At 71.8% G+C, this 21,396-nt stretch carries 21 protein-coding genes; 7 read left to right on the top strand and 14 right to left on the bottom strand.

The features are described from left to right. The first annotated feature begins 77 nt into the window (after window positions 1-77). From A4U64_RS02645 to A4U64_RS02625, 5 genes are all read left to right on the top strand, one after another. Window positions 78-1,043, top strand: a complete 966-nt coding sequence (locus A4U64_RS02645; RefSeq protein WP_006935186.1) for a nitrilase-related carbon-nitrogen hydrolase — start codon at window positions 78-80, stop codon at window positions 1,041-1,043. Next, a complete protein-coding gene (locus tag A4U64_RS02640; protein ID WP_065922104.1) occupies window positions 1,040-2,056 on the top strand; it encodes an agmatine deiminase family protein in 1,017 nt (338 codons plus the stop codon). Before A4U64_RS02645 ends, A4U64_RS02640 begins: the two co-directional genes overlap by 4 nt. 190 nt (window positions 2,057-2,246) lie before the next feature. Next, complete coding sequence (locus A4U64_RS02635) at window positions 2,247-3,572, top strand: glutamine synthetase family protein (protein WP_065923391.1); 1,326 nt, start codon at window positions 2,247-2,249, stop codon at window positions 3,570-3,572. 79 nt (window positions 3,573-3,651) lie between these two features. Next, the gene (locus A4U64_RS02630; protein ID WP_006935181.1) at window positions 3,652-4,020 is read left to right on the top strand and encodes a hypothetical protein; all 369 of its coding nucleotides are present in this window, start codon (window positions 3,652-3,654) and stop codon (window positions 4,018-4,020) included. A gap of 107 nt (window positions 4,021-4,127) precedes the next feature. Next, window positions 4,128-4,964 carry a mycofactocin-coupled SDR family oxidoreductase gene (locus A4U64_RS02625; protein WP_043798722.1) on the top strand — a complete coding sequence of 279 codons (837 nt, stop codon included), beginning with the start codon at window positions 4,128-4,130 and terminating at the stop codon, window positions 4,962-4,964. 63 nt (window positions 4,965-5,027) lie between these two features. Here A4U64_RS02625 and A4U64_RS02620 read toward each other — a convergent pair whose 3' ends face one another. Further along, a complete protein-coding gene (locus tag A4U64_RS02620) occupies window positions 5,028-5,789 on the bottom strand; it encodes an SDR family NAD(P)-dependent oxidoreductase (protein ID WP_006935179.1) in 762 nt (253 codons plus the stop codon). 172 nt (window positions 5,790-5,961) lie between these two features. Here A4U64_RS02620 and A4U64_RS02615 point away from each other — a divergent pair, with 172 nt between their 5' ends. Next, on the top strand, window positions 5,962-6,738 hold the full coding sequence (locus A4U64_RS02615; RefSeq protein ID WP_006935178.1) for an SDR family oxidoreductase: 777 nt from the start codon (window positions 5,962-5,964) through the stop codon (window positions 6,736-6,738). 42 nt (window positions 6,739-6,780) lie between these two features. Here A4U64_RS02615 and A4U64_RS02610 read toward each other — a convergent pair whose 3' ends face one another. The 10 genes from A4U64_RS02610 to A4U64_RS02565 all read right to left on the bottom strand — a co-directional run bounded on the left by A4U64_RS02610 (window position 6,781) and on the right by A4U64_RS02565 (window position 17,244). Then, complete coding sequence (locus tag A4U64_RS02610; protein ID WP_029545901.1) at window positions 6,781-7,593, bottom strand: MaoC/PaaZ C-terminal domain-containing protein; 813 nt, start codon at window positions 7,591-7,593, stop codon at window positions 6,781-6,783. An 18-nt stretch (window positions 7,594-7,611) separates the two neighbouring features. Continuing rightward, window positions 7,612-8,787 (bottom strand): lipid-transfer protein, encoded by a 1,176-nt coding sequence (locus A4U64_RS02605; RefSeq protein WP_029545903.1) that lies wholly within the window; start codon window positions 8,785-8,787, stop codon window positions 7,612-7,614. Beyond that, complete coding sequence (locus tag A4U64_RS02600; RefSeq protein WP_006935168.1) at window positions 8,784-9,224, bottom strand: MaoC family dehydratase; 441 nt, start codon at window positions 9,222-9,224, stop codon at window positions 8,784-8,786. The genes A4U64_RS02605 and A4U64_RS02600 overlap by 4 nt, the downstream gene beginning before the upstream one ends. Next, window positions 9,221-10,333, bottom strand: a complete 1,113-nt coding sequence (locus tag A4U64_RS02595; protein WP_029545905.1) for an acyl-CoA dehydrogenase family protein — start codon at window positions 10,331-10,333, stop codon at window positions 9,221-9,223. The genes A4U64_RS02600 and A4U64_RS02595 overlap by 4 nt, the downstream gene beginning before the upstream one ends. After that, the gene (locus A4U64_RS02590) at window positions 10,334-11,317 is read right to left on the bottom strand and encodes a bifunctional MaoC family dehydratase N-terminal/OB-fold nucleic acid binding domain-containing protein (protein ID WP_006935165.1); all 984 of its coding nucleotides are present in this window, start codon (window positions 11,315-11,317) and stop codon (window positions 10,334-10,336) included. It lies immediately after the preceding gene. Further along, window positions 11,314-12,480 carry an acyl-CoA dehydrogenase family protein gene (locus tag A4U64_RS02585; protein WP_006935163.1) on the bottom strand — a complete coding sequence of 389 codons (1,167 nt, stop codon included), beginning with the start codon at window positions 12,478-12,480 and terminating at the stop codon, window positions 11,314-11,316. The genes A4U64_RS02590 and A4U64_RS02585 overlap by 4 nt, the downstream gene beginning before the upstream one ends. A gap of 101 nt (window positions 12,481-12,581) precedes the next feature. Further along, window positions 12,582-13,466, bottom strand: a complete 885-nt coding sequence (locus A4U64_RS02580; RefSeq protein WP_029545907.1) for an LLM class F420-dependent oxidoreductase — start codon at window positions 13,464-13,466, stop codon at window positions 12,582-12,584. Then, window positions 13,463-14,335, bottom strand: coding sequence for an SDR family NAD(P)-dependent oxidoreductase (locus A4U64_RS02575; protein ID WP_029545909.1), 873 nt, complete (start codon window positions 14,333-14,335; stop codon window positions 13,463-13,465). The genes A4U64_RS02580 and A4U64_RS02575 overlap by 4 nt, the downstream gene beginning before the upstream one ends. Window positions 14,336-14,338: 3 nt before the next feature. Beyond that, the gene (locus A4U64_RS02570; protein ID WP_051359270.1) at window positions 14,339-16,036 is read right to left on the bottom strand and encodes an AMP-binding protein; all 1,698 of its coding nucleotides are present in this window, start codon (window positions 16,034-16,036) and stop codon (window positions 14,339-14,341) included. Between the two features lie 14 nt (window positions 16,037-16,050). Continuing rightward, window positions 16,051-17,244, bottom strand: coding sequence for an NADH:flavin oxidoreductase (locus tag A4U64_RS02565; RefSeq protein WP_006935158.1), 1,194 nt, complete (start codon window positions 17,242-17,244; stop codon window positions 16,051-16,053). Between the two features lie 217 nt (window positions 17,245-17,461). Between A4U64_RS02565 and A4U64_RS02560 the strand changes: the two genes are divergently transcribed. Then, window positions 17,462-19,126 (top strand): class I adenylate-forming enzyme family protein, encoded by a 1,665-nt coding sequence (locus A4U64_RS02560; RefSeq protein ID WP_029545915.1) that lies wholly within the window; start codon window positions 17,462-17,464, stop codon window positions 19,124-19,126. A 108-nt stretch (window positions 19,127-19,234) separates the two neighbouring features. Here the strand turns inward: A4U64_RS02560 and A4U64_RS02555 are convergent, their stop codons facing one another. The 3 genes from A4U64_RS02555 to A4U64_RS02550 form a co-directional block, all read right to left on the bottom strand. After that, window positions 19,235-20,035, bottom strand: coding sequence for a biosynthetic peptidoglycan transglycosylase (locus tag A4U64_RS02555; protein ID WP_006935153.1), 801 nt, complete (start codon window positions 20,033-20,035; stop codon window positions 19,235-19,237). A 160-nt stretch (window positions 20,036-20,195) separates the two neighbouring features. Then, window positions 20,196-20,324: a hypothetical protein gene (locus tag A4U64_RS29030; protein WP_255326706.1), complete on the bottom strand. Its 129-nt coding sequence runs from the start codon at window positions 20,322-20,324 to the stop codon at window positions 20,196-20,198. Between the two features lie 276 nt (window positions 20,325-20,600). After that, window positions 20,601-21,389, bottom strand: a complete 789-nt coding sequence (locus A4U64_RS02550) for an SDR family NAD(P)-dependent oxidoreductase (RefSeq protein ID WP_029545917.1) — start codon at window positions 21,387-21,389, stop codon at window positions 20,601-20,603. Window positions 21,390-21,396 lie beyond the last annotated feature (7 nt).

Below are 21,396 nucleotides of genomic sequence, written 5' to 3'. Positions count from 1 at the left end.
TGCCCGGGACGCGCTCGTCCACCATACTTAACGAATCAAATTCGTTTTATCCCCCCGGATCGAGCCGAGGACTTCCCATGCTCACCATCACCGCCACCACGCCGCCCGACTCGCTGTGCCGGGTCGACGCCCCCGATCGGCCGCCGCTGCGCGTCGGACTGGTTCAGCACCGCTGGCACGACGACGAGCGGGCGTTGCACGCCGAACTCACCGAGGGCATCGCCCGCGCCGCCGGACTCGGCGCGCGCGTCGTGTTCCTGCCCGAACTCACGTTGAGCCGCTACCCGGCCGACACGCCCGGCGGCGCCGACGCCGCCCGGACCGCCGAGGACCTGCGGACCGGCCCGACCGTCGCCTTCGCCGCGGCCGCCGCGTCCGCCCACGGTGTGTTCGTACACGCGTCCCTCTACGAACGCGCCGACGCCCCCGACGGCCTCGGCTACAACACCGCCGTCCTCGTCTCCCCCGCCGGCGAACCGGTGGCCCGGACCCGGAAACTGCACATCCCCGTGACCGCCGGATACTACGAGGACACCTACTTCCGGGGCGGTCCGGCCGGTGACCCGTATCCCGTCCACACCCCCGACGGCCTCGACGGCGCCCGCATCGGCATGCCGACCTGCTGGGACGAGTGGTTCCCGGAGGTGGCGCGGGCGTACTCGCTCGCCGGGGCCGAGATCCTGGTCTACCCGACGGCGATCGGCTCCGAGCCCGACCACCCCGAGTTCGACACCCGCCCGCTGTGGCAGCAGGTGATCGTCGGAAACGGCATCGCCAACGGCACGTTCATGATCGTGCCGAACCGGCACGGCTGCGAGGGAGCCATCACCTTCTACGGCTCCTCGTTCGTCTCCGATCCCTACGGTCGCATCCTGGTGCAGGCTCCGCGCGACGAATCCGCCGTGCTGGTGGCCGATCTCGACCTCGCGCAGCGCCGGGACTGGTTGTCGCTGTTCCCGTTCCTGAGCACCCGCCGCCCGGACACCTACGGCTCGCTGACCGCACCGGTGGACGCGCACGCACCCTTCGGAGCCACGCGATGACCTGGCGCATGCCCGCGGAGAGCGAACCGCACGAGCGCACGTGGATGGCCTTCCCCACCGAGGGATATTCGCTGGGCGACACCGCGGAGGAGCACCACGAGGCCCGCGCCACGTGGGCCTCGGTCGCGCACGCCGTCGCCGAGTTCGAACCGGTCACCGTGGTGGCCGATCCCGGCCAGGTCGACGCGGCCCGCCGGTACCTGTCCCGCGACGTGGAACTCGTCGAGGCCCCGCTGAACGACGCCTGGATGCGCGACATCGGGCCGACCTTCGTCCTCGACGACGACGGCCGGTGCGGCGGGGTCGACTGGGTGTTCAACGGCTGGGGCGCGCAGGACTGGGCCCGGTGGGACCACGACGCCCGGATCGCGTCGTTCGTCCTCGAGCGGGCCGGCGTGGAACGGGTCGCGTCGACACTCGTCAACGAGGGCGGTGGCATGCAGGTGGACGGTCTCGGCACCGTCCTGCTCACCGAGACCGTCCAGCTCGACCCCGGGCGCAACCCGCACCTCGACAAGGCCGCGGTCGAAGCGGAACTGCGGCGCACCATCGGCGCGACCTACGCGATCTGGCTCCCGCGCGGGCTGACGCGGGACCAGGAGCGCTACGGCACCCGCGGTCACGTCGACATCGTCGCCGCGATCGCGTCCCCGGGCGTGGTCCTCGTCCACGACCAGCGCAACCGGGACCACCCGGATTTCGACGTCACCGCGCTGATCGTCGAGCGGCTGCAGCACACGGCGGACGTGCGCGGTGAGCCGTGGCGCATCGTCCGGGTGCCGGCCCCGGCGACGGTCCGCGACGACGAGGGCTGGGTGGATTACAGCTACATCAACCACTACGTCGTCAATGGTGGGGTGATCGCCTGCCGCTTCGGCGACCCCGCCGACGACGAGGCCGCGGAGATCCTGGCGGCCGCGTATCCCGGCCGTCGCGTCGTGGGAGTGGAGGCCCGGCCGCTCTTCCGCCGCGGCGGCGGCATCCACTGCATCACCCAGCATCAGCCGCGGTGAGGACGCCCGTCTTCGCCGGCACGGCCCTGTGTCGGCGAAGACGGTCCCCGTGACCCGACCTCGCCTCTACTGTGTCCTTGTGCCCGGCGTCCTCGTGCCCGGCGATGCCGCCGGTGGCCGACGGCGCGGGCGGGAGGTCCCTGTGACGGAGGAACGCTTCGCCGCCGTGACGGAGAAACGCTTCGACCCCGTGACGGAGGAACGCTTCGACCCCGTGACGGGCGAACGCGCCCGCGAGGAGCGCATCGTCGGCTCGGTCGTCGATTCGACCGGCATCTCGCGGGCGAAGGTGTTTCCCGGACACAGGCTTACGTCGTTCGTCGAGTCGGGCGCGGGCGCGTCGCCGAGCTGGGCGGTCTTCTGCGTCGACGACCACCTGGCGTTCACGCCGTCACTGTCGGTGACGGGCGATCTCCGGCTGCGGATCGACCGCGACCGGCTCCGGCCCGTCGGGGACGGCGTCCGGTGGACGCCGGCCGGCCTGTACGAGCAGGACGGGACGCGGTCACCGTTGTGCACGCGCGCAGCGCTCGAACGCGTCGTCGAGGAGCTCGCCGCGGCCGGCGTGCAGGCCCGGGCAGGGCACGAGATCGAGTTCACGCTCTTCGACGGCGGGCGCAGCGAATGGTCCGCATACGGTCTCGGTGCCGTCCTCGGGCGGGACCCGTTCGTCGCGGATCTGTTGCACGCGGCCGCGCAGGCGGGTCTGGGCATCGACCAGATTCACGCCGAGGCGGGCGCGCAGCAGTTCGAACTCTCCCTGTCTCCGGCAGCCCCCGTGGAGTCGGTCGACAACCTGGTGCTCGCACGCATCCTGATCAGCCGCACCGCCCGGCGGCACGGTCTGCGGGCGTCGTTCTCCCCCGTCCCCGTCGTCGGCGGGGCGGGCAACGGGGCCCACGTCCACGTGTCCTTCACCCGCGAGGGGCGGCCGCTCCTGTCCGGCGGCGACGGCCCGCACGGGGTGACTGCGGCGGGCGGCAGCGTCGTCGCCGGCATCGTGCGCGCGCTGCCCGAGTTCGGGGCGGTCCTCACCGGGTCCGTGCTCTCGCATCTGCGGCTGCAGCCGGGCATGTGGTCCGGCGCGTGGTGCTGCTGGGGGCTCGAGAACCGTGAGGCCGCGCTGCGGCTGTGCGCGCTCACGCCCGGGAGCCCCTACGGCGCCCACCTCGAGGTCAAGCCCGTGGACCCGTCGGCCAACCCCTACCTCGCCGGCGCGGCGATCCTCGGGGCGGCCCACGCCGGTCTCACCGACGCACTCCCGGTTCCGCCGGAGATCCCGGTCGATCCGGGCCGGATGGGCGATGCCGAACGCGCCGAACTCGGGGTCCGCGTCCTGCCGACGGACCCCGACGGCGTGCTCGCCGCGCTCGGGTCCTCCGGCCTCGCGCAGCGCCTGTTCGGACCGTCGATCATGGAGGCCCTGCTCGCCGTGAAACGCTACGAGTTCGGGGAGTACCGCTCGCGGCCGCCCGCCGAACTCGCGGAACGGTTCCGCTTCGCGTGGACCGACTGACCGTGTCGCGAGGATCACGGTAACGGACGTCTCCGAATCGGCGATTCACGGCCGTCGGCAATGGAGAGAACGGACGGCCATGCACAACCTCGAGTCGGTGGACCCCCAGGCGATCACACAGCCCATCGCACAGGTGCTCACGCCGGGCGATTCCGCGGCGGAGCCGGTCCGCCCGCCGGCGTCCCGGCACGCGGCGGCCGCCCACTCCGCCCCGCCCGCCGCCGAGGTCCGGCGCGTCAAGCGGCTCACCTACGGCGACGAACCCCGCCGACGGTCGTTGCGGCCGGATTTCTGGTCGATCGTCGGCGCGCTCGCGCTCGTGCTGGCGATCGCGTTCGTCGTCGTCGCGCTGCTCGTCGCGGGGAACCGGCCCCAGCCGTCGTACCGGCCGAACTACGCGCCGTCCGGCCTGGGCGCCGCGCTGGTGCCCGCCGCAGCGGTGGTGTGACGGCCCGCGGCCTGCCCTTTTCCCGCTGAGCGGGATCGCCGCACCCCTGCGGGCCCGCCGGGGCTGGAGCATCGACCTGCTGACCGAGGAGGACAGGAGTGGATTCGATGAGTGAGTTCGAAGGCCGGGTCGCGCTGATCACGGGCGGGGCGCGGGGCCAGGGCCGCAGCCACGCGGTGGCGCTGGCCGAGCGCGGCGCCGACATCGTGCTGTGCGACCGGTGCGCCGACAGCCCGGTGGTGCCGTACCCGCTGGCCACGGAGGCGGATCTGGAGGAGACCGCGGCGGCGGTGCGCGCCACCGGGCGCCGGTGCCTGACCGCGAAGCTGGACACCGCGGACCGCCCGGCAATGGACGAACTCGTGGCGCAGGCGCACGCCGAGTTCGGGCGGATCGACATCGCGGTGGCGAACGCGGGCGTGTCGGTGGCCGCCCCGATCCAGGCGATGACCGAGGCGCAGTGGGCGGAGGCGATCGGCTCGAATCTGACCGGTGTCTTCAACACCGTCGGTGCGGTGGCGCCCGGCATGGTCGCGCGCGGCTACGGGCGGATCGTGACGATCTCGTCGATGCTCGGCCGCGCGGGCAACACCAACATGGCGGCGTACAGCGCATCGAAGTGGGGCGTGATCGGCCTGACCAAGAGCGCCGCGCTGGATCTGGCGCCGCACGGTGTCACGGTGAATGCGATTGCCCCCGGGAACATCTCGACACCGATGATCCACAACGACTTCCTCTACGGCCTGATGCGCCCGGATCTCGAGCATCCCGGCGCCGACGACGTGGCCCCGATCTTCCAGAGCCTGCACGCGCAGCCGGTGCCGTGGCTCGAACCGGCGGAGATCACCCGCGTGGTGCTGTTCTTCGCCGCCGAGGCGAGCGCCCACATCAGCGGCACCGTGCTGCCGGTCGACGCCGGCAACGCCGGGCGGGTCACCGGATAGGCGCCTGCGGCGCCGGTGCGTCCTTTGGGCCGCCAGGGCAGCCCAAAGGACGCACCGGGGGCGTCAGCCCCAGCGCGACTGGCCGCCGTCGAGGGGGATCGTCGCGCCGGTGAGATACCCCGCGTCCTCGCCGACGAGGAAGACCACCGCCCGCCCGATGTCGGTCTCGGGGTCGCCGATGCGGCGCAACGGGATTCCCGCGCGGAACTCCTCCGCCTCCTCCGGGTTGCGCGCCATCCAGGCCTCGAGTCCCGGCGACATCGCGTGTGGTGCAATGGCGTTGACGCGGATCCCGTCGACTCCCCACTCGCAGGCCGCGGCGCGGGTCAGCGACCGCATGCCCTCCTTGATCGACCCGTAGACGCCGTAGTTGCTCGCGTCCCAGCGGACCGCCGCCGACGTGACGAGGTTGACGATCGAGCCGCCCCCGCGCTCCTTCATCACCGGGTAGCAGGCCCGCATCAGCCGCAGCGTCGCGAGCGGGCCGGTGGCGAAGGACCGCTCGTACTCGGCGTCGGTGAACGACAGCAGCGGGCCGGGCCGGCAGTCGTTGGCGTTGTTGACCAGGATGTCCACGCCGCCGAAATGCGTCACGGTGCGCTGCACCGCCGCGTCGACGTCGTCGGCGCTGCTCACGTCGCAGCGCAACGCCAGCGCCTTGCCGCCGAGTTCCTCGATCGCCTCGGCCGTCGCGACCACCTTGGATTCGGTGCGGCCGGCGGCCGCGATGTGCACCCCCTCCTTGGCGAGCGCGAGGGCGATGCCCCGTCCGATCCCCTGTCCCGCGCCCGTGATGAGCGCGACCTTGCCGTCCAGCTTGCCCATGCGTCCCTGCTCCCGGTTCTCTCGCCACTACGGAAATCCTGGTGCCCCAGGCGTCCCGTCCACTATCCTTGACCAAGCACTTGCTTGTCCACGTCGGTTCCCGCTCGCGGCCACGAAAGGCGCGCGACGGCAAGCAGTCTCGAACCGACCCGAGTTCCAGAAAGGTAGCCACGTGCACCTTCCCAATCCCGTCGACCACACCGGACGCGCCGTGATCGTCACCGGCGGCACCAAGGGCATCGGCTTCGTCGTCGCCGAACACTTCCTCGCCGCGGGCGCCGACGTCCTGGTATGCGCCCGCAACGAGCCCGGGTCCCTGCCCTCGGCCGGCGGGCGGAGCGCGGCGTTCCGGGCCGTCGACGTGCGCGACCCCGCCGACGTGGCCGCCCTGGTCGACGACGCCGTCGCCCGGTTCGGCCGGCTCGACGTGCTGGTCAACAATGCCGGCGGGTCACCGGACTCCGACGCCGCCACCGTCTCCCCGCGCTTCGTGGAGAAGATCGTCGCGCTGAACCTGCTCGCCCCGTTCTACGCGGCGCAGGCGGCCAACCGGGTGATGCAGGAGCGGCCCGGGGGCGGCTCGATCATCAACATCGGCAGCGTCTCGGCACACGATCCGCAGCCCGGCACCGCCGCGTACACCGCCGCAAAGGCCGGCCTGCTGGGCCTGACCAAAGCCCTCGCCCTCGAATGGGCACCTAAGGTGCGGGTCAACCACATCACCACCGGCCTGATCCGCACCGAGGCCGCGGCCTCGGTCTACGGCGACGACGGCGGCGCCGCGGTGACCCGCACCCTGCCGATGGAGCGGATGGCCGTCCCGTCGGACATCGCGCGCGCCTGCCTGTTCCTCGGCAGCGACCTCGCGTCCTACGTCAACGGCGCCGACCTGGCGGTCCACGGCGGCGGCGAGTACCCGGCCCGCTACATGGCCCTGCACGGCAAGTGACGCGTGGACCGGTGCCCGGCTGCCGGGCACCGGTCCACGACCTCACGCGAACGACGCGCGCGCCCCCGAGATCACGGCCTGCCCGTCCGCGGCCACCTCGAACACGGCGTCGTCGCGTCCGCCCCACACCCGCAGCCCGGCGACGTCGCCGGGGAACACCGGCGCCGCGAAGCGGCCCTGCAGTTCGGTCAGGTCCGCCGGATGCGCCCCGAGGAGCCGGGCCAGGGGCAGGGTCGCCGCCGCCAGGGTGCACAGCCCGTGCATGATCGGGCGCGGCTGACCGATCCGCGCGGCCGCCTCCGGATCGATGTGGATGTGGTGCCGGTCGCCGGTGAGCCGGTACAGCGCGGCCTGGTTCGCGGCCGTGGCCAGTTCCCCGGCCAGCTCCGGCTCGCCCTGCGGCGCCGCCGGCTTCGACGGGCCGCGCTCGCCCCCGAAACCACCCGCGCCGGGCGCGAAGATCGACCACGTCGCGACGAAGTACTCGCACTCGACGCGGACCTCGAACACGGCCGCGGCCCCCTTGTCCCACACCTCGCCCACCGACGCCCGCAGCTCCACCTCACCGCGACGCGGCAGCGGGGCCAGCACGGTCAGCTCCTGCGAGCCGTGCAGCGCCGTCGTCGTGTCGAACGCGCCGCGCGAGCCCAGCTCGTCCGGTGCCCACTGGGCCAGGGTCAGCGCGAACGTCGGCAGTACCCGCAGCCGGTCCTCGAGCACCAGGTCCAGGTCGGTGGCGGGCTGGGCGCCGACGGCGAGCGCGTAGAGGATCGCGTCGCGCTCGTCGTAGGCCACCGTGCGGGTGCCCAGGTCGGCTCCGCGCCACGCGCCGGCCTTCTGCTCCACTGCCGTCATTGTCGAATCCTTCCGGGATCAGGCGGCACCGAGGATCAGTCCGGACGTGGGAACCGCGGTTCCCGCCGTGACGATCACGTTCTCGACGCCGTCGGGTTGATTGGTGGAGGTGCCGCGCACCAGGCGGACCGCCTCGGCGATGCCGTTGACACCGTGCAGATACGCCTCGCCGACCTGGCCGCCGTGGGTGTTGCTCGGCAGCCGGCCCCCGATCTCGAGGTTGCCCTCGCGGACGAAGTCCCTGGCCTCGCCGACGCCACAGAAGCCGAGTTCCTCGAGCTGCGGCAGCACCAGCGGGGTGAAGTGGTCGTAGAGGATCGCCGCGTCGATGTGGTCCGGACTCAGTCCGCTCTGGCCGTAGAGCTGGCGGCCCACCAGTCCCATCTCAGGGATGCCGGTGATGTCCGGACGGTAGTAGCTGGTCATCATGTGCTGGTCCTTGCCGGAGCCCTGCGCGGCGCCCTTGACGAGCACGGGCCGGTGCCGCAGGTCCCGGGCGCGTTCCGCGGAGACGACGACGAGGGCCTGACCGCCGTCGGTCTCCTGGCAGCAGTCGAGCAGGTGCAGCGGCTCGGCGATCCACCGCGAGTTCTGATGGTCCGCGAGCGTGATGGGCTTGCCGTGGAACCACGCGGCCGGATTGTTCGCGGCGTGCTTGCGGGCGACGACGGCAACCCGACCGAAATCCTCACTCGTGGCACCGTACTGGTGCATGTAGCGGCGGGCGAACATCGCGACCCACTGAGCGGGCGTCGCCAGCCCCTGCGGGGTCAGCCACGCGTAGGCGGCGCGGTCGGCGGTCGAATCCATCGGCCGGTCGTGCTGGCCGAGACCGAACCGGATACCGGAACGTTCGTTGAACGCGCGGTAGACCACGACGACCTCGGCGACGCCCGTCGCGACGGCCATCGCGGCCTGCTGCACCGTCGCGCACGCCGCCCCGCCGCCGTAGCCGATGCGGGAGAAGAACTTCAGCTCCCCGAGCCCGCAGTTGCGGGCGACGAGGATCTCGCCGTTGGTCTCCATCGTGTAGGTGGCCAGTCCGTCGACCTCGGACGGGTCGATGCCGGCGTCGGCCAGTGCGGCGACGACGGCCTCGCACGCGAGCTGCAGCTCCGAGCGGCCGGACTTCTTGGAGAACTCGGTGGCGCCGATGCCGACGATCGCGGCGGCACCGGAGAGCAGGCTGGTCATCGGGTTCCTCCCGGCCGGTCGGTGAAGGCGATCGTGACAGTGCCGGTGGCGTGGTCGCCGAGGCTGTTGGCGCCGCGGACGCGGACCTCGACGAGGCCGTCGGACTTGCCGACCACCTCGCCGGTCATCGTCATGGTGTCCCCGGGGTAGTTCGGTGCGCCCAGACGGATCTTCACCCGCCGCACGACGGCGCACGGACCGGACCAGTCCGTGACGAACCGGCCCACCAGCCCGTTGCTGGTGAGGATGTTCATGAACACGTCCTTCGAGCCGCGCTCGCGCGCCAGCTCGGGGTCGTGGTGGACATCCTGGAAGTCGCGGGTCGCGAGGGCGGTCGCGACGATCAGTGTGCGGGTGAGCGGGATCGCGAGTTCGGGCAGTACCTCGCCGATCTCGATGTCGTCGTAGCTGCGGCCCGTGGACACGGTGGCGGTCACGCGACCACCTCGACGCCGGCGGCGAGCTGGGCGCCCAGGCGCGCCAGATCCGACGCGGAGCCACCGAGGTTGGCGCCGATCTGCTTGCCCCACAACAGGTGCCGATGCACCGGATAGTCGGTGTCGACGCCCATGCCGCCGTGCACGTGCGTGGTGCGGTGCACGACGCGCTGGCCGCCGTCGGTGGCCCACCACTTCGCGACGAGCACCGAGGTGCCGGGGTCCTGTCCCTCGGCGAGCAGCCACGCGGCCTGCCACAGCGTCACGCGCATCGCCTCGAGGTCGATGTAGCAGTCGGCCAGCTGGTGGCCCACGGCCTGGAACGTCGCGAGCGGACGTCCGAACTGCATGCGCCCGTTGAGGTAGGTGACGGCCTGCTGGACGGCACCCGAGCCGACACCGAGCTGGATCGCGGCGAGCGCGAGCTCGACGCGGTCGAGCAGCCACTGCGCTGCGGTGCCGTCGGTGGGCCCGAGCAGCTCGGCGGGAGCCGAGTCGAACGTGACGTTGCCGCAGATCTCCCAGGTGGTCGAGTGCGTCTGCTCGACGGAGACGCCCGCGCCGGCGAGATCGACGACGAACAGCGCGGCACCGGCCGGCGTGGTCGCCGAGACGATCGCGCGGGACGCGACGTGGGTGACCGGGACGACGGCCTTCGCGCCGGTGAGGGTCCACCGGCCACCGGCCTCCGTGGCGGTGGTCTGCGGGTCACCGGGGACGTAGGGGCCGAACTCCTCGAGACCGATCGTCAGGAACCGGCTGCCGTCGGCGACACCCGGCACCAGCGCGGTGCGCTGGTCGTCGGTGCCGAACTCGGCGACGGCGAGCGCGGCGAGCACCGATTGCCAGATCGGCACCGGCGCCACGTGCCGGCCCTGCTGCTCGAGCAGGACGTACAGCTCCGCCAGGCCGAGCCCACCGCCGCCGAGGTCTTCGGGCAGCGCGACGCCGAGCAGACCCGTGGTGGCCAGCTCCCGCCACAGCTCCCGGTCGAGGCGCTCGTCGCTCAGCTCGACCTGCTTGACCCGATCGATGCCGGCCTTGCCGGTGAAGACCTCGTGCGCGAGGCCGCGAATCGCTTCCTGCTCTTCGCTGAAGTTGAAATCCATCTACGAATCCTTCCGTGCGGCCGGCCGGAACGCGGGCAGCGTCAACTCGGGGTCGGCGTCGATCCAGTCCAGTTCCACCGCCATGCCGATCTCGACCGCGTGCGGTTCTACACCGGTCATGTTCGCGATCAGCCGGGTGCCCTCCTCGAGTTCGATCGTCGCGACGACGAGCGGGTACTCGAACCCGGGGATCCGCGGGTGGTGGTTGACGACGAAGCTGTAGACGGTGCCGCGGCCCGACGCGTCGACGGTGTCCCACTCGAGGGAACGGCACCGCCCGCACATCGGCCCGGTCGGATGCCGCAGCGTGCCGCACGCCGCGCAACGCTGGATCACCAGGCGGTGCTCCCTGGCCGCCTCGAACCAGAAGGCGTTGTCGGCGTTGATCGCCGGACGCGGGCGCAGACCCTTCGGAGCGGCGGATTCCGAGCCGGGCGAGCTCTCGCGCTTCGGCTCCGGCTGCGCCGTGTCCTTCGGCCGGAAGCGCAGGGTGCGCCAGCGCTGGGTGGCGACGACCGCGCCGTCCCCGTTGCGGTACGTCTTGAGGGTGGTCACGAAGTGACCCGCGCCGAGCCCGGTCCTCTTCTCCTCGGAGATCGATTCGATCACCTCGGTGAGTGAAACCCGTTCGCCGGGGCGCAGTTCGACGAAGAACTCGAAGTCCGAGTCCGTCGCAACGACGGACGTGAAGCCGGCGTCGTCGAGCGTGGCGATCAGGTCGGTCCACACCGGCGACGGGTCGTTGTTCGCCATCTTGTCGGTGAAGGTGCGCATCGTCCACACCTGCGTCATGAGCGCGGGCGCGACGGCACCGTCGCGGCCGGTGGCGCGGGCGGCGGCGTCGTCGAGGTAGATCGGGCTGGTGTCACCCATCGTCTCGACCCAGTGCCGGATCATCGGGGTGTTGACCGCGTCCGGGCCCCACGTCGTCGGCGTCAGGGTCTGCCCCTCGAACGCCCTCAGCCTGGTCAGCAGTTCGCTCACTTGACCCTCTTCTCCCGCACCAGGCCCAGGCCCATCGTGCCGACCATGTCGCGCAGGACCTCGTTGACACCGCCGCCGAACGTGTTGACCATGCCCTGACGGGAGATCTGCTCGATCTGTCCGGCGAGCACGGCGCCCGGCGACTCGGGGCGGATCCGGCCGGCGGCCCCGAGAATGCCCAGCAACGTCCGGTACACGTCGACGTGCGTCTCCGTGCCGTACACCTTGGTCGCGCCCGCGTCGGCACCGGAGAGGGTGTCGGCCGCGACGGCGGCGGTCATCTTCCAGTTCAGCAGCCGCATCGCCTCGAGCTTGGCGTGGGTGCGAGCGAACTCCTGCTGCACCCAGGGAATCTCGACGGCGCCGTTCTCCTTCGCCCAGTCCAGCACCTGCTGCCACAGCCCGTAGGTGCGGCCGCCGATCGCGGCGAGGCCGATGCGTTCGTGGTTGAGCTGCGCGGTGATCAGCGGCCAGCCGCCGCCGACCTCGCCGACGACGTCCCGGTCCGGGATTCGGATACCGCTGTAGTAGGTGGCGGTGACCGAGAGACCCCCGACGGTGTGGATCGGCGACCACGAGAACCCGGGCGCGTCGGTCGGCACGATGAGGATCGAGATGCCCTTGTGCTTCGGGACGTCCGGGTCGGTGCGGCACGCGAGCCACACGTAGTCGGCCGTGTTCGCGCCCGAGGTGAAGATCTTGTTGCCGTCGACCACCCACTCGTCGCCGTCGCGCACCGCGCGGGTCTTCAGCGACGCCAGGTCGGTGCCGGCCTCCGGTTCGGTGTAGCCGATGGCGAAGACGATGTCGCCGGAGAGGATGCCGGGCAGGAAGCGGTCCTTCTGTTCCTGCGTGCCGTATTTCATCAGGGTCGGCCCGACGGTGTTCACGGTGACGAACGGGAAGGGCAGGCCCGCCCGCTGCACCTCGTCGAAGAACACGAACTGTTCCTCGATGGAGCGGCCCTGCCCGCCGTACTCCGTGGGCCAGCCGATCCCCAGCCAGCCGTCCTTGCCGAGCAGCGTGACGACCTCGCGGAAGTGCTCGCCGCCCACCCCCTGCTCACCGGCACGGCGGCGCTTGTCCTCCGGCAGCAGCGACGCGAAGTAGGCGCGCAGCTCCTTCCTGAGCGCGACCTGCTCCGGGGATTCCTTCAGATCCATCGCGATTCTCCTAGCGACCGAATGTCGTTGTGACCTCGGACGCTAGTCAGCGTTGCCGGCGGCCGGGCGGCGCATCTCGGCCAGCGGGAACCGGCCCGGCGTCAGACCCGGCCGAGGCGTTCGGCGCAGGCGGCCATCTCGTCGACGACCTGGCTCAGCGATCCCGCGTTCGGCGAGGCCGACAGCACCATCCGCCCCGCCCCCAGCTTCCGGGCCCGGTCCATCCGCGCCTCGTCCAGCCGCGGCAGGGTCGCCCCGAGCACCAGCTCGACGGTGCCGGGATCGCGGCCCGCCGCCTCGGCGGCGCGGCGCATCCGCCCGATCGCGCGGTCGAGGTCCTCCCCCGCCAGGCCGAGCGGCTGGAACCCGTCGCCGAGCCGGCCGGCCCGCCGCGCGGCGGCCGCGCTGTGCCCACCGATGTACAGCGGCACCCCGGTCTCGCGGTGCGGTTTCGGCCAGCTGTGGGCGCCGCGGAACGTGTAGAACTCGCCGTCGAAGTCCACCCCGGCCGGACCGGTGCCGGCCCACAGGGCCCGCATCACCGCGATCGCCTCGTCGGCGATCTTCCCGCGACGGTCGAAGTCGCCGCCGCACGCCTCGATCTCCTCCCGCATCCAGCCCAGTCCCAGGCAGATCCGGACCCGGCCGCGGGCGAGCCGGTCGAGGGTGGCCAGGCGTTTGGCCAGGACCACGGGATGGTGGTTGGGCAGCACCAGCACCCCGGTCGCGAGCCCGAGGTCGGTGGTGGCGCCGGCGACGAACGACAGCAGCTCGAGCGGGTCGGGCAGGTCGCAGTCGTCGGGCAGGTGCGACTTGCCGGTCGGCGCATACGGGTACGCGCTGCCCGTGTTCGCGACGACGACGGAATGCTCGACGGCGGAGATCTCGTCGAAACCCAGGTTCTCGGCGGCGCGGGCGAATTCGAGGATCCACTCGGGTTCCCCGCTCTGCTCCAGCTCGACCGGCACCACCACACCCAGCTTCACGTGACGTCCGTCCTCTCGTTCCGCCGCTCCACCGCGGAAGCGGACATCCTCTCGATCAGCGTCGGCGCCCATACGACCTTGCCCAGCAACCGGTCCGCGTCGGGCACCGTCGCCAGCCACACCGCGGCGTCGGCGGGCACCGTCGCCGGCACCGCGTCGAACCCGGCGTCCTCCACCGCGCGGGTGCCGCCCCGGGCCCGCCCCGACTCGGTGACGACGAAACCCGGACTGAGGTTGAACGCCCGGACACCGCGGGCGCGGTACTCGGCGTTGATCATCCCGGCGACCCGCGCGAACGCGGCCTTCGACGCCGCGTACGACAGACCCCAGCCGCCCTCCCCCGGCGGCGCGGGCGGATCGATCGCGGCCGACCCGGACACGAGGTCGATCACGACGCCGCCGCCGCGGGCGAGCATGGCCGGCAGCACCGTCTGGATCAGCGCCAGCTGGTGGAGGTAGTTGCCCTCCACCATGGCGGCGGCGTCGGCGAGATCGATGTCGAGGAGCCGGTCCATGTTGCCGCTCGTCTGTGCGTAGGCGTTGTTGACGAGCACGTCGATCCGGCCCCACACGTCCAGCACACGGCGGCCCGCGGCCCGCACGGAGTCGACGTCGAGCAGGTCCATCGGGACGGACAGTGCCCGCACCCCGAGCGATTCGATCGCCGCCGCGGTGGTCTCGAGACTGCCGGGGACGGCGATCGGCTCGTCGCCGTCGCGGCGGGTGCGCGGAGGCACCGTGCCCCGGCCCTCGCGGACCGTGCGGGCGGTGACCGCGACGTCGAAGCCGGCCCGGGCGAACGCGAGGGCGGTCTCGCGCCCGATGCCGCGGCTGGCACCGGTGACGAGGGCGACGCGGGTCTCCGGCATCGCCTACACGCTCAGCAGCCGTTGCCGGCCGTGCGCGGCGAACTCCCGGTCGAGCGCGGCCTTGTCGTCCGCGCTCATCGCGGTGTACTCCGGCGCGCCGCGTCCCACCCACCGGTACACGGGCTCGGTGGTGTGCCAGCGCTGCGCCTGCAGCTCGCGCTTGAGGACCTTGTTCGAGCCCGTCACCGGCAGGTTCGTCGACACGCGCACGAACCGCGGCACGGCCTTCGAACCGAGATCGGCCTGCCCGGTGAGGAATTCGGCGAACTCGACCGGATCGAAGCCGGCGAGGGACTCGACCTCGATCGCCGCCATCACCTGATCGCCCGACCGGGGATCCGGCACCGCGTAGACGCCGGTGCTCACGACCTTCGGATGCCGGCGCAGGACCCGCTCGATCATCAGGGCCGAGGTGTTCTCGCCGTCGACCCGGATCCAGTCGCCCTTGCGGCCGGCGAAGTAGATGAAGCCGGCCTCGTCGACGTAGCCGAGATCGCCGGTCCAGTACCAGCCGTTGCGGATCCGCTCCGCGTCGGCGACGTCGTTCTTGTAGTAGCCCTCGAAGGCGCGGGCGCCCTCCTTGTTGATCATCTCCCCGATCGCCTCGTCCGGGTTGAGGACGCGGCCGTGCTCGTCGAGCACCGCGCGGGCGCACTCCTCGAGGGTGTCGGGGTTCACCACCGCGATACCCGCGTGAGCGGGCCGGCCGAGGGCGCCCTCCGGGGCCTGCGGATCGAGCCGGACCGAACCGGCGCCCTCGCTCGAGCCGTACCCCTCGTACAGCACCGCACCGAACCGGCGCACGAACTCGGCCTTGTCCTCGGGCGAGGCCTCGGTGCCGAAACCCCGTTCGAGCCGGTTGTCGGCGTCGTCGGGCTGCTCGGGGGTGGCCATCAGGTAGGCCAGGGCCTTGCCGACGTAGGTGAAGAACGTCGCGCCGAAGAACTTCACGTCGGGCAGGAAGCCGGACGCGGAGAACTTGCGGGTCAGGCACACCGTCGCGCCGTTGGCCAGCGCCGGCGCCCACAGCGCCATCAGCGCGTTGCCGTGGAACAGCGGCATGCAGCAGTAGTCGACGTCGTCGCGGTGGTGCCCGTACTTGGCGGTGTTGGCGTACGCGAGCCGCGACAACCGGCCCTGGGAGCACTTGACGGCCTTCGAACGGCCGGTGGTGCCGGAGGTGAACAGCAGCAGGAACAGGCTGTCCTCGCCGACGCCGTCGGCGATCGCCGGTTCCACCCGCTCGAGCCGCGCCGCGTAGTCGGGATCGTCGATCAGCAGGAAGCGGTCCTCGTCGAGGCCCAGGTCGAGGCCGCGCAGCTTCGCCATCCCGGCGGTGTCGGTGACGATGAGCTGGCAGTCCACGTACCGGATCTCGGCCTCGAGCTCCGCCGCGCCGCGCGTGGGATTGATGCCGACGACCGTCGCGCCCGCCAGGGCCGCCCCGCCGAGCCAGAACAGGAAGTCCGGGACGTTGTCGAGAAGAATGCCGATGTGGAACGGGCCGTCGACGCGCAGCGACCGCGCGAGCGCGCCCCGCGCGGCGCTCTCGCGCACCACGGCGTTCCACGTCCAGTCCTGCTCCCGGGTCCGCAGGCCGAGCCGGTCGTCGCCGACGCGGTCGAGCAGCATCTCGGCGATGGTGGCGCGCTGCACCCCCGTCTCCGTTGCGGCGGCGCGGGGGTTCACGGTGCTCGTCATCGTCGCGGCTCCCTTCACGCCGTCCGGAGCACGCAGTGGGTGCCCCCGTAGATGGCGGTCATGCACTTGTTGCAGTGGTTGCACAGCGACGCGGCGGCCGCGTCCTCCTGCATGCGGTTGACGAGATCCGGCTCGCGCAGCAGCGCCCGCGCGGCGGCGACGAACTGGAAGCCCTCGGCCATCGCCTCGTCGATGATCGCCCGGTTGGTGATGCCGCCGAGCAGCACCAGCGGCATCTTCAGCTGCGACCGGAACTGCTTGGCGTCCTCGAGCAGGTAGCCGTCGCGGTAGGGGTACTCGCGCAGGAAGTGCTTGCCCACCAGCTGGATCCCGAGCTTCGTGGGCTGCGGCATCACGGCGGCGAAGTCGCGCAGCGGCGCGTCGCCCTTGAACAGGTACATCGGGTTGAGCAGGGAGCTGCCGGCGGTGAGCTCGAGGGCGTCGAGGGAGCCGTCGGCCTCGAGCCACTTGGCCACCTGGATCGACTCGTCGAGCCAGAAGCCGCCGGGCACACCGTCGTCCATGTTGAGCTTGGCGAGGATCGCGATCCTGTCTCCCACGGCGTCGCGGACGGCGCGGGCGGCTTCCCGCGCGAAGCGCGCGCGGTTCTCGAGCGAGCCGCCGTACTCGTCCTTGCGCTTGTTGATCTTCGGGCTCAGGAACGAGCTGATCAGGTAGTTGTGCCCGAAGTGGATCTCGACCGCGTCGAACCCGGCCTCGACGGCGCGGCGCGCGGCCTCGGCGTGGCCCTCGGTGATGCGGGCGATGTCCGCCTTGGTCGCGGGCTTGCTGAAGTTCTGGGTCGTCATGCGGAAGGCGCGGCTCGGACCGAGGGCGGGGGTGCCCAGGTACTTGGCGGCGGCGACCGGTCCGGCGTGCCCGATCTGCGCCGACACCGCGGCGCCCTCGGCGTGGATCGCGTCGGTGAGCCTGCGCATGCCGGGCCGAGTCTCGTCGGTCCACTGCAGCTGGCCGGGCGCGGTGCGGCCGTCCGGCGCGACGGCGCAGTACGCGACCGTCGTCATGCCGACGCCGCCGGCGGCGGGCCGGCGGTGGAACTCGATGAGCTCGTCGGTGACGAGCCCCTTCGGGGTGAGCCCCTCGAACGTGGCCGCCTTGATGACCCGGTTGCGCAGGGTCAGCGGACCGAGCTTCGCGGGGGCGAAGGGATCGATCCTCGTCGTCGGGTTGTCGAGAAATGTGGACATGTGGTTGCTCCTCCGGCAGCGATTCTGCGCCGAACGTAGCCCCGGCTGTCGGGTGGATCACGGGAAGTCCCGCTCAGTGGTAACCACTTCCGCGGCCGCGATCCGGCATGAGAAATTGCAGTGGCACGCCTCACACGCGGCCGCGGCCGGGGTGGGGTTCCAGGTCCATCGCAGCAGGTGACACGGTATTCACGTGACACGAAGGAAAGGTCCCCGCATGACTGCGTCCGCAGATCCCCGGCTGTACCTCGACGAGGTCGTCTCCCGCCTCACCGGCCCGGGTGGCCGGTTCGAGATCGTCGAGGAAGAGGTGCTCGGCGCCTCGATGCCGGTGATGAAGAACCGCGGCAAGGCCGTGGGCGACCTGCTCGCCGACTCCCTGCGCTGGGGCGACCGGGACTACCTCGTCACCGCCGACCGCCGGCTGTCGTTCACCGAGCACGCCGCCGCGGCGTACTCCCTCGCCCACGCGTTGCGCGAGCGGTACGGCGTGGAGAAGGGTGACCGGGTCGCGATACTGGGAGCGAACACCCCCGAATGGGTGATCGCGTTCTGGGCGAGCCAGGTGCTCGGCGCCATCACCGTCGGCCTCAACGGATGGTGGGTGCCGCGGGAGATCGAGTACGGCCTGAAGCACAGCCGGCCGAAGATCCTCGTCGTCGACGCCAAGCGCGCCGCGGCCCTGGCCGACGTCGACACCGGTGGGATCACGGTCCTGACGATGGAGGAGGACCTGCCCCGGCTGATCGCGCAGTTCCCCGACGCCGTGCCGCCGCGCGTCGACATCGACGAGGACGACCCGTCCGTCATCCTGTACACCAGCGGCACCAGCGGCCGGCCCAAAGGCGCGCTGCACTCGCACCGCAACCTGCTCGCCGTCGTGGACTACCACCGGTTCAGCGACGCCCTGCTCGCCGCGTTCACCGGGCGGACCGCCGGCGACGACGTCCCCAGCGACCTGCGCTACCTGCTCACCTCGCCGCTGTTCCACATCGCGAGCCTGCACAACCTGGTCGTCCCGCGCCTGGCGACGGGCAGCGCCGTGATCATGCACCAGGGCTCGTTCGACGTCGACAAGGTGCTCGGCCTCATCGAGCGCGAACGCGTCACCAACTGGGGTGCGGTCCCCACCATGGCGTCGCGGCTGCTCGAGCACGACGACCTCGGCAAGTACGACCTGTCGTCGCTGACGGCGTTCGCGCTCGCGTCGGCGCCGTCGTCGATCGCGTTCAAGGACCGGCTGCGCGAGAAGGTGCCGTTCGCCCGCAACGCCCTCGTCGACAGCTACGGCCTCACCGAGTGCAGCACCGCCATCGCGGTGGCCAACTCCCAGGACCTCGAGGCGTTCCCCGGCACCCTGGGCCGGCCGATCATCACCGTGAGCCTCGAGATCCGCGACCCGTTCGGCGAATGGCTGCCGGACGGCGTGGAGGGCGAGGTGTGCGTGCGCAGCCCGTTCGTCATGCTCGGCTACTGGGAGGACGAGGAGGCCACGGCCGCGGCCATCACCCCGGACCGGTGGCTGCGCACCGGCGACTACGGCGTCATCGAGAACGGCCGGCTGCGACTGACGGGCCGTCGCTCCGACCTGATCCTGCGCGGCGGCGAGAACGTCTATCCCACCGAGATCGAGCAGACCCTCGACGAGCACCCGGCCGTGCGCGAGTGCGCCGTGATCGGCGTTCCGCACCCCGACCTCGGCCAGGAGGTCGCGGCCGTGGTCGTCGTCGCCGAGGGGGCTCACGTCACCGAGGAGGAACTGCGCGAGTTCGCGGCCGAGCGGCTGTCGTACTTCAAGGTGCCCACGCGCTGGCGGATCACTTCCGACCTGCTGCCCCGCAACGCGACGGGCAAGACGCTGCGCCGCGAGGTCGGCATCTAGCGGCCGTCGTCGAATGCTCCTGCGCGGCAAGGTGTTTCTTGCGCGCGTCCGTACGTGCGCAAGAAACACCGCTGCGCGCAACCGCCAGGTCCGTCGCGGCGTGTCCGGCTACTGCGACCGGGACACGAACCCCGGATCCTCCACGGCCAGGCGCTGCCGCACCGGCTCGGGCATCGACGAGCACGAGTCGTCGCTCGGACGGTCGTCGGCGTGGTCGGCGGCCGAGTCGTCGATCCCGACCGACGCGACGAGGTTCTCCCAGCCGCCCCAGCCGGCGAACCGGGCGGGCAGGTCGACGTTCGCGGCGCCGTTGATGTGGAACGCCGCGCTCGGGTACTGCGCGTCGGCGGGAGTCGCGACACCGCCCCCGGGCAGGCGCACCACGTCCTCCGGGTTGGGCAGCATGCCGGCCAGCTGCATCGCGTGGTACTGGTACATCTCCCATGGCGGGGTGTCGAAGTAGTACCAGCTGGCCGCGCACACCCCGTACAGGTCCGGGCCGAACTGCGCGTAGTTCAGGTACAGCTCCATGATGCGGGCGTCCGGCAGGGTCGCACTCAGCAGCACCGAGGGCACCGTCTCGACGGCCTTGCGGACCGCGCTCTGGTCGGGGGTGAAGAACATGTTCTTCGCCAGCTGCTGCGGGATCGTCGAATACGTCTGTTGTTCCTCGCCCGTCAGATGGGCACGGGCGCGGTCGGCGAAGTCACCCCAGTGGAACGCCTGTGCCCGCAGGCCCATCTGGTCGTCCTCGTGCGCGATCACCGACGCGACGACGTACCGGCTGACATGGTCGAGCGAGACGTACTGGTAGGCGATCGGACCGTCGTCGATCCGCATGAACCGCGACGACGACGGCGTCCACACGCGCAGCGACGAGGCCGCGACGACGGTGACGAACGCGACCACCGTGAGCGCCGCGGCCGCGCGTTTCGCCCGGCGCAGCCAGGGATTCGGCGGCGGGACCGGGACGCGCGGCGGCGGTGCGGGGGCGGGACGACGCCAGTGCAGTCGGGAGCGCCGAAGCCTCTGCAGCAGGGACCCGGGGCCGGGCTCGGGGCGCGGCGGCTCACCGGACGGCGGCCAGGGCGTGGGTCCGGCGTCGCGCTGCGGTGCCGCCCAGCGCGGTGCCGACGAGCGCGGTGCCGCCCAGCGCGGTGCCGACGAGCGCGGTGCCGGGCCCGCGCACCGCGCGCACCGATCGTGGATCCGCTCCTCGAACGGGCCCATTACCCGGCCGCACCGCACGCACCTGCTCGGCCTCATCGCCGCCCACGCCTCCCGCCACTCACCGACTCGTGTCCGCTCCATCCTCGTCGGCGTCGGTCACGGTTCGGTCGCGGGGGGAGGTCGACGCTGTGGTCGCGCCCGGATTCGGGGCCCGCGTCCCGTCGAACAGGTGCGGTGGACGGAACCGGACACCGACACACGTCGCGACAGTTGTCGATGTCCGGGACCGTTGTCGGCGACGGGCTCAGTCCACCTGCGGCGCCCACTGGACACCGTTGATGTGGGCGCCGCCGTCGACGAACAGCGTGTTGCCCGTCACGTAGCGGGAGGCGTCGCCGGCGAGGAACACCGCGACGGGCCCGATGTCCTCGACCGGATCGCCGATCCGGCCCATCGGGTTGGCCGCCGCCGACGCGGCCGCCATCTGCGGGTTGGCCTCGGCCACCCGCCGGAACGCCTCGCTCTGCGCGCCCGGGCAGATCACGTTGCAGCAGATCTGCTTCGGCGCCCATTCCCGCGCGGCGGTGCGGGTGAGGGTGCGCAGCGCCTCCTTGGCGGCGTTGTACTGCACGGAGTACATGTGCGCGTTGACGCCGTTGAGGGAGCACAGGTTGATCACCCGGCCGGTGCCGCGACGCTCGAGTTCGGGCAGGGCGCGCCGCATCGCCCAGAACGCGGCCATCACCGCCATGTCGAAGCCGCCGCGCAGCTGCTCGTCGGTCATGTTCTCGAACCGGGCGTAACCGGAGCTGCGCCACGCGTTGTTGACGAGGATGTCGAGGCGGCCGAACCGCTCGACCGCGGCGTCGACCATCGCGTGGACCTGGCCCTTGTCGGTGATGTCGGTGCGCTGGAAGTGGGCGCGCACGCCCCACTCGTCCCGCAGCCACCGGGCCGTGCCGGCGCCGGCCGTCTCGTCGATCTCGGCGACGACGACGTCCGCGCCCTCCCGCGCGAACGCCGCGGCGATGCCCCGGCCGATGCCCATGCCGGCGCCGGTGACCAGCGCGACCCGGCCTTCGAGTGCTCCCATCGGTGTT

It is taken from the genome of Rhodococcus sp. WB1 (assembly GCF_001700945.1).
Lineage (GTDB): Bacteria > Actinomycetota > Actinomycetes > Mycobacteriales > Mycobacteriaceae > Rhodococcus > Rhodococcus aetherivorans.
This window is presented reverse-complemented; position numbering and strand designations above follow the sequence as displayed.